Below are 7,337 nucleotides of genomic sequence, written 5' to 3' on the forward strand. Positions count from 1 at the left end.
ACCTACGTGAAGAGACTGCCAGCCCGAGGGGTCCGACTCCTCGTCCTTGTCGGACTGCTCGCCGCGACGGCCGCCTGCGGCCTGCCCCGGCCTGGGCCGAGCAAGCCCGAGATTTTCGACGGGTCCACGTTGCGCGAGGGCGACGCCTTCGTCGTCGCGGTGAACGACCGGGTGAACCGGGCCACCGCCGTGGTGCCCGCCAGCGGCTTTCCGGCCTCCTTCCTGAACGCGGCCCCCATGGGGTCGGACACGATCCGGGCTGGCGACACGCTGGGCCTGACCGTGTTCGAGAACGTCGATGACGGCCTGCTGGCGCCGCGCGAAAGCAATGCCGCCACGCTGAACGAGGTGCAGGTCGACAGCTCGGGCTATATCTTCATTCCCTATGCCGGGCGCATCCAGGCCGCGGGCAGCACGCCCGAGGGGCTGCGCGAGAAGATCACCGAAAAGCTCGACGCCCAGACCCCCGACCCGCAGGTGATGGTGACGCGGCTGGCGGGCGACGGCGCGACGGTGTCGGTCGCGGGCGGCGTCGGCAAGCAGGGCGTCTTCCCGATCGAGCGGCCGAACCGCACCCTGTCGGGGATGCTGGCCTCGGCGGGCGGTATCGTGATCCCGCCCGAGATCGCCCAGATCACCGTGATCCGCGGCAAGACCCGCGGCCAGATCTGGTTCGAGGATCTCTATGCCGACCCGTCGCTCGACATCGCGCTGCGCAATGGCGACCGGATTCTGGTCGAGGAAGACACCCGCGACTTTACCGCGCTTGGCGCGACCGGCACCCAGCGCAACGTTCGCTTCATCACCCAGAGCATGTCGGCGGTCGAGGCGCTGGCCCAGGTCGGCGGCCTCAGCTCGGCGCTGGCCGACCCGACCGGCATCTTCGTGCTGCGCAACGAGCCCGAGGAGATCGCCCGCCAGGTGCTGGCCCGCGACGATCTGGTCGGCGAACAGCGCGTGGCCTATGTGCTGAACCTGACCGAGCCCGCCGGGCTGTTCCTGGCCCGCGACTTCGCCATCCGCGACGGCGATACGGTCTATGTGACCGAGGCGCCCTATGTCCGCTGGGTCAAGCTGCTGAGCGTGATCACCGGCACGGCCGGTGCCGCGCGCAACGTCTCGGCCACGGTCGAAAACTGATCGAGTCATGACCGGCCCCGCGCCGACCGACACCGCCGCCCCGGCCCCCGGCCGCGGGCGGCTTTTCGCGTCTTCGGCAGGGTTTCTGACCCAGGCCCGGGTCCGGCGCATCCTCGAGCTGGCGGGCCACCCGGTCGCGCTTGGCCTGCCGGGGCCGGGCGATCTGGTCGCGGTCCGGGGGATGGGGCGGACCGCCGCGCGCGGCCGGCGTCTGGCCCGGAGGCGCGGCGCCGGGCTTCTCTGGGTCGAGGACGCCCCGCTCCGGTCGGTGCTGCCGGGGCGGGCGCGGGGGGCCGGGCCGCCGCTCGGGCTGATGCTGGACCGGGGCGGTCCTCATTTCGACCCGTCCCGTCCGTCGGATCTCGAGACCCTGCTGGCGAGCCACCCGCTGGACGATCCCGACCTGATCGGGCGGGCCCGGGCCGCGATGGCGCGGCTCCGCGCCGGGCATCTGACCAGGTATACCGGTTTCGACCCCGGGGCGCCGGTGCCCGACCCGGGCTATGTGCTGGTCATCGACCAGGGGGCGGAGGACGCGGCGGTGCGCGCCTCCGGCGCCGATGCCACCACCTTCGCCGCGATGCTGGCCGCGGCCGAGCTGGAAAACCCCGGCGCGCCGGTGCTGATCAAGGCCCCTCCCGAGGCCGTCCGGGGCCTGCGCGCCGGGCCTCTCGGCCCCGAACAGGCGCAGGGCCGGGTGCGGGTGCTGACCGAGCCGGTTTCGCCCTGGGCGCTGCTGGAGGGCGCGGTCGCGGTCTATACCGTCTCGTCGCAGATGGGGTTCGAGGCGATCCTGGCCGGGCACCGGCCGCGGGTCTTCGGCCAGCCCTTCTATGCCGGCTGGGGCCTGACCGAGGACGACCGGCCGCTGGCCCGGCGCGCCCGCCCGCTGAGCCCGGCCCAGCTTTTCGCGGCGGCGATGATCCTCGCGCCCCGCTGGTACGACCCGTTCCACGACCGGCTGTGTCCGCTGGAGGACGCGCTGGCGATCTTCGAGGCCGAGACCCGGGCCTGGCGCGAGGACCGCGCGGGCTGGGTCGCCTCGGGCATGCGGCTGTGGAAACGCCCGACGCTGCAGCGGTTCTTCGGCACCGTCCGGCCAATGCGCTTTGCCGCCGATCCGGCCGGGGCCGGGCGCCTTGCGCGCGCCAGCGGGCGGCGGGCCATGGCCTGGGCGGGCGGGAGCGCGCCGCTGCCCCCCGGCACGGTGCGGGTCGAGGACGGGTTTCTGCGGTCCTGCGGGCTGGGCGCGGCGCTGGTGCCGCCGCTGTCGCTGGTGCTTGACGATCTTGGCATCCATTACGACCCGGGCCAGGAAAGCCGGATCGAGCGGCTGATCGCCGGGCGGCCCGGTCTGGAGCCGGTGGAGGCGGCGCGTACCGCGCGGCTGGTGGAATTCCTCATCGCGCCCGGGATCTCGATATGCAATTCCGGCGGATGCGTGCCGCCCGCCCTGCCCACGCTTCCTCCCGGGCACCGCATCCTGGTGCCGGGACAGGTCGAGGACGATGCCTCGATCCGCGTCGGCTGCCCGGCCGAGCGCGACAATCTCGCCCTGCTGGCCCGCTGCCGCGCCGAGAACCCCGAGGCGGTGCTGATCTATGCCCCCCATCCCGATGTCGCGGCCGGGCTGCGCCCCGGGGGGCTTGCGCCCGGCGTGGCGCGTGCCCATGCCGATCTGGTGCTGCCCGGCGCCATCGACCCCGGGGCGGCGCTGGCCCTGATCGACGAGGTCTGGACGCTGTCCTCGGGGCTGGGCTTCGAGGCGCTGCTGCGGGGGGTGCCGGTCACCTGTCTGGGGCTGCCCTTCTATGCCGGCTGGGGTCTGACCCGGGATCTGGCCGCGCCGCCCGCGCGCCGCCGGGCGCGGCCCGACCTGCTGGCGCTGGCCCATGCCGCGCTGATCGCCTATCCGCGCTATCTCGACCCGGTCACGGGGCGCCCCTGCCCCGTCGAGATCGCGGCCGAGCGGCTGGCCGCCGGACAGGCGCCGCGGCGCGGTGCGCGGTTGCGAGCATTGGCGCGGGTGCAGGGGGCGCTGGCCGGGCAGGCCTGGCTCTGGCGCCGGTAGCGGCCTTCGGCCGCGCGCTCCGCGGGGGGTATTTTCGCCAAGAAGAAGACGCGCTCAGAGCCGGGTCCAGACATGGAGAAGATCGGGGCCGAGCGGGCGCGTCTCGGCCAGCGCAAAGCGCGGCGCGTCGGCGAGATGCGCCAGCGCCATCGGTCCGACCGCCGGGCGCCCCTCGGCGCCAAGCGCAAGCCCGGCGGTGAAGCCGATCAGCTCGTCCACCAGATCGGCGCCAAGCAGCGCGGCGGCCAGCGCGCCGCCGCCCTCGCAGAAGACCCGGGTCAGGCCCGCTGTCCCGAGCGCCGCAAGCAGCGCCGCCGGGTCAAGCCGCCCATCGGGGCCGGTCGCGATTCCGATGCAGCGGGCGCCGCGCGCCTCCCAGGCGGCGCGGCGCGCCGGGTCGGCATCGGGACCGTGGCACAGCCAGAGCGGGACCGCGCGGGCGCTGGCCGCCAGCTGTCCGGTTTCGGGCAGGTCGAGCCCGGCCGCGCAGATCACCCGGACCGGCTGATGGGCGACCCCGAGCCCGCGCACGGTCAGCGCCGGGTCGTCGGCCCGGGCGGTGCCGCCGCCCACCATCACCGCGTCATGGCCCGCGCGCAGCGCATGGACATGGCGGCGTGCCTGGGGGCCGGTGATCCAGCGGCTTTCGCCAGAGGCGGTGGCAATCCGTCCGTCAAAGGAGGTGGCGAGCTTCAGCGTGACCATCGGCCGCCCCTCGCGGCGGCTCAGCAGGAAACCGCGATGGTCGCGCGCGGCGGCCGCGGCCAGTACGCCCGTCTCGACCGCGATCCCGGCCGCGCGCAGCATCGCATGGCCGCGCCCCGCGACCCGCGGGTCGGGGTCTTCGAGTGCGGTCACGACCCGCGCCACCCCGGCCCGGATCAGGGCCTCGGCGCAGGGCGGGGTCTTGCCGTAATGCGAGCAGGGTTCGAGCGAGACATAGGCGGTCGCCCCCCGGGCCAGACCCCCGGCCTGGGCCAGGGCCTGCGGTTCGGCATGGGGCCGTCCGCCCGGCGCCGTCCAGCCGCGCCCGACGATCCGGCCCTCGCGCACGATCACGCAGCCCACCGCCGGGTTCGGCCAGGTCCGCCCCTTGCCGCGCGCGCCAAGGCTCAGCGCCAGCGCCATGAACCGCGCGTCCGGTCCTGCGGTCACTCTTCGGCCGGGGCGGAGGGCCTCAGCTCGCTCACGAACTTGTCGAAATCGCCCGCTTCCTGGAAGTTCTTGTAGACGCTCGCGAAACGCACATAGGCCACGGTGTCGATCCGGGCCAGCGCCTCCATCACGATCTCGCCGATCACCTTCGAGGCGATATCGGTCTCGCCCATGCTTTCGAGCCGCCGCACGATGCCCGAGACCATCTGATCGACGCGCTCCGGATCGACCGGGCGTTTCTGCAGCGCGATGCGGATCGAGCGTTCCAGCTTGTCGCGGTCGAAATCCTCGCGTCGGCCGCTGGACTTGATCACCACCAGATCGCGGAGCTGCACCCGTTCATAGGTCGTGAAGCGCCCGCCGCAGGCCGGACAGAAGCGCCGCCGACGGATCGCGACATGATCCTCGGCGGGCCGGGAATCCTTCACCTGTGTGTCGATGTTTCCGCAGAACGGGCAGCGCATGGGCTCTCTCTCGGGCACGGCGTGAACTTATCCACAGGCACTATAGGGGAGCCTCTAGGATTTGGGTAGGGGCCAAATCGCGCGCTATATGTTGGGGAAAGGGTGGTGGCCCCAGTCCTGTCAGAGACGGTAAGAGGCTGCGCGCGGCCCGTTTGCGGTTGTGTTAGTGTAGCGCGACACTGAAATCCGGAGTGCGTGACAGTCAATGTCGGAGCGGAGACGTTTAATACTGCCCCACGCAACCCGCCTTTGAACGCCGCTTGAACGGTCCGTCAACGAACGTTCGAACGCCCGTCACCGCCACGTCCTACGGGAGAAGTGGGCCAGCAGGGCGCCGGCCCACGGGGCCAGCACCAGAGCGACCAGAAGCCCGGTCTTGACGGCCACCAGGCCGATCAGCGCCAGCACGAAATCGACCCGCGCATCGCGGAGACGGGAACCGCCGTTGGTCTGCCACCACTGAAGCGCGCAGTAGCCCGCCCAGAAGACCAATCCGATCGGCAGCGCGACGACGGAGAGCCATCCAATCAGCACCCCAACGCAACCGTGGGCGAGGTCGACCACCGCGCGGCGATAAAGCGGGCTGATGATGGTTTCCTGATCGTCAGAGCCACGGCCGATCTCAGCCGCGATCTCGCAGATGTCATCCCGGACGGTGCTCATGACAGCACCATGGTCAGGATGCCGTCAGCGGCAGAGAAGGTTGCGGTCAGCCCATCGGGGACGTTGATCGCGGCCAGGGTCGCGCCGGTCGTCGTGAGGCTGTCCACGTCGATGATCGCACCGCTTCCGGTGCAGGTCGGCGCGGCCGCGACGTCGAGGCGGCCGTTCACCGCATGCAGATGCCCACCCGCGCCCAGATCGAGCCCGGCCACGGTTAAGGTGTGGTCCTGGAAGAACACCTCGTGTCCGTTGATCGCCACGGTATCGCCAGCGAAGCTGCCGGGGATCAGATCGCGGCCCCAGTTGTTGGGATTGTCCCACCGACAACCGTCCTCGGCCAGATCGGGCACGAAGGAACAGGCGGCCGCCGCTGTCCGCCACCGTCTGGCAATGCCGAACGGCGCCTGCATGAATGCAATGAAACTATCGACCGTCGACTTGATCTCATCCTGGGGCAGATCGCGGAGCCACCAGTATATGTCCAGGATGTCAGTCGTGGTGTCGGGAGCGTTCCCCCGCTGCGCGTCGTACCAGCGAAAGATCGTGGCATCGTTTACATTGCTCAGGTCGAGGCCATTCGGGTTGTGGATCTGATCGCCCCAATAAGAGAGAAGATCCCGCTCGCGGCCTTTGAAGCCCGCGAGATAAGCCCCCGGCGCAAATTGCTCGTCCGTATGGGCGAACCCGTCGCGGCGAGCGTGGACCTCTCCATCCCAATCGCTGACAAGCCGAGCTGCCCCATTCGGATCGTTAGGGTTGAGATCGTGCAGCACCAGGACCCGGTCGAATGACACCAGAGGCGAGGATACGCGCACCCCCTGGCTCATCGAGTTGCCAGCGTTCGGACCGTCCATATAGCCCGCATGGGTAGCGACTGCGTCTTGGCACAGAGACCTGTGCCCATCCGTAGTTTGCCCCTCGAACATGGCATCGTTGTAGTTATTGAAGTCGCCTTGCCCGACGTTCCACATCTGGTTTCCGAACGCGAATGCGCAGTTGCGCATCCCTGCGCCGCCTCGCGGCTGGATCAGCGACCCGCCCGACCCGAAGACGAAGTTGTCGCGCAACAGAATATGGCGGGTGAAACTGTCGAAGTAGATCGGGTGTGTCAGCAAGTTTGGGCCGGGCGGGGCGTAGCCGTTCAAACCCAGCCGGGGATCGCTGTTGTTGGGAAGATAGCCAAAGGCGTCGTCTTTGCTCGGTATTCCGTCGGGACCGTAGGTGTTCAGCCACACAGGCCCCATGCCACCCCAGGCAATGATGTTTTCCTGGATGATCGTGCCGCTCGATCCCCCGCCCGGCTTGATGCAGCCCGGGCGATGATCGCCCCGCCAAAAATCCGGATTGGCCGAGTCCAACCCGCTGTTTGCATCGAATGCCTGGACGAGCTTGCTGTTGCGAATAGTGACGCGCGCACCGCGGCCCTTCCTGTCCATCTTCCGAAAGTAGGCTCAGGATGCATTGATTTTCAACGCGCTGCGTGATTCACGGCCTGTACAACGGAGCCGTGACATGCGCGACCTGTACTGGCTGACGAGCGGATGGCCAAGCTTGCCCCTTTCTTCCCCAAGTCCCACGGCAAGCCTCGGGTCGATGACAGACGGGTCTTGAGCGGGATTATCTTCCTCAATCGCAATGGCTTGCGCTGGCGCGACGCGCCCGAAGCCTACGGACCGCACAAGACGCTGTACAGCCGGTGGAAGCGTTGGAGCGCGAAAGGCATTTTCGCCAGGATGATGGCCGGGTTGACGGCCGGACACGGCGAGCAGAAGACCGTAATGATCGATGCGACCTATCTGAAGGCGCACCGCACAGCGACCAGCATGGCCGCGAAAGAGGGGGGC

7 protein-coding genes are annotated in these 7,337 nt (G+C 69.9%); 3 read left to right on the forward strand and 4 right to left on the reverse strand.

The genetic code is table 11. The annotated features are described in order from the left end of the window. Positions 1-6 precede the first annotated feature (6 nt). Positions 7-1,140 (forward strand): polysaccharide biosynthesis/export family protein, encoded by a 1,134-nt coding sequence (locus tag EV657_RS17545; protein WP_075787089.1) that lies wholly within the window; start codon positions 7-9, stop codon positions 1,138-1,140. 7 nt (positions 1,141-1,147) lie between these two features. Next, a complete protein-coding gene (locus EV657_RS17550; RefSeq protein ID WP_134079117.1) occupies positions 1,148-3,211 on the forward strand; it encodes a capsular polysaccharide biosynthesis protein in 2,064 nt (687 codons plus the stop codon). A 54-nt stretch (positions 3,212-3,265) separates the two neighbouring features. On the opposite strand, the gene ribD is transcribed toward EV657_RS17550, so the two are convergent. The 4 genes from ribD to EV657_RS17570 form a co-directional block, all read right to left on the reverse strand. Beyond that, positions 3,266-4,339 (reverse strand): bifunctional diaminohydroxyphosphoribosylaminopyrimidine deaminase/5-amino-6-(5-phosphoribosylamino)uracil reductase RibD, encoded by a 1,074-nt coding sequence (gene ribD / locus EV657_RS17555; protein ID WP_134079125.1) that lies wholly within the window; start codon positions 4,337-4,339, stop codon positions 3,266-3,268. Between the two features lie 23 nt (positions 4,340-4,362). Then, on the reverse strand, positions 4,363-4,830 hold the full coding sequence (gene nrdR, locus EV657_RS17560; protein WP_075787092.1) for a transcriptional regulator NrdR: 468 nt from the start codon (positions 4,828-4,830) through the stop codon (positions 4,363-4,365). A gap of 294 nt (positions 4,831-5,124) precedes the next feature. Further along, entirely contained in the window at positions 5,125-5,493 is a 369-nt protein-coding gene (locus EV657_RS17565) for a hypothetical protein (RefSeq protein WP_134079118.1), read from the reverse strand. Further along, complete coding sequence (locus tag EV657_RS17570; protein ID WP_134079120.1) at positions 5,490-6,929, reverse strand: hypothetical protein; 1,440 nt, start codon at positions 6,927-6,929, stop codon at positions 5,490-5,492. The genes EV657_RS17565 and EV657_RS17570 overlap by 4 nt, the downstream gene beginning before the upstream one ends. Before the next feature lie 105 nt (positions 6,930-7,034). Here EV657_RS17570 and EV657_RS17575 point away from each other — a divergent pair. Beyond that, positions 7,035-7,337 (forward strand): transposase (locus EV657_RS17575; RefSeq protein ID WP_425057268.1); only part of this gene is annotated, 303 nt, incomplete at its 3' end.

The sequence above is a fragment of the Rhodovulum visakhapatnamense genome, assembly GCF_004365965.1.
GTDB classification, from domain to species: domain Bacteria; phylum Pseudomonadota; class Alphaproteobacteria; order Rhodobacterales; family Rhodobacteraceae; genus Rhodovulum; species Rhodovulum visakhapatnamense.

Bases quoted from the DNA above. Each gene is read 5' to 3' on its own strand.
- EV657_RS17550 (WP_134079117.1), top strand. From the start codon at position 1,148: ATGACCGGCCCCGCGCCGACCGACACCGCCGCCCCGGCCCCCGGCCGC.
- ribD (WP_134079125.1), bottom strand. From the start codon at position 4,339: ATGGCGCTGGCGCTGAGCCTTGGCGCGCGCGGCAAGGGGCGGACCTGG.
- nrdR (WP_075787092.1), bottom strand. From the start codon at position 4,830: ATGCGCTGCCCGTTCTGCGGAAACATCGACACACAGGTGAAGGATTCC.
- EV657_RS17565 (WP_134079118.1), bottom strand. From the start codon at position 5,493: ATGAGCACCGTCCGGGATGACATCTGCGAGATCGCGGCTGAGATCGGC.
- EV657_RS17570 (WP_134079120.1), bottom strand. From the start codon at position 6,929: ATGGACAGGAAGGGCCGCGGTGCGCGCGTCACTATTCGCAACAGCAAG.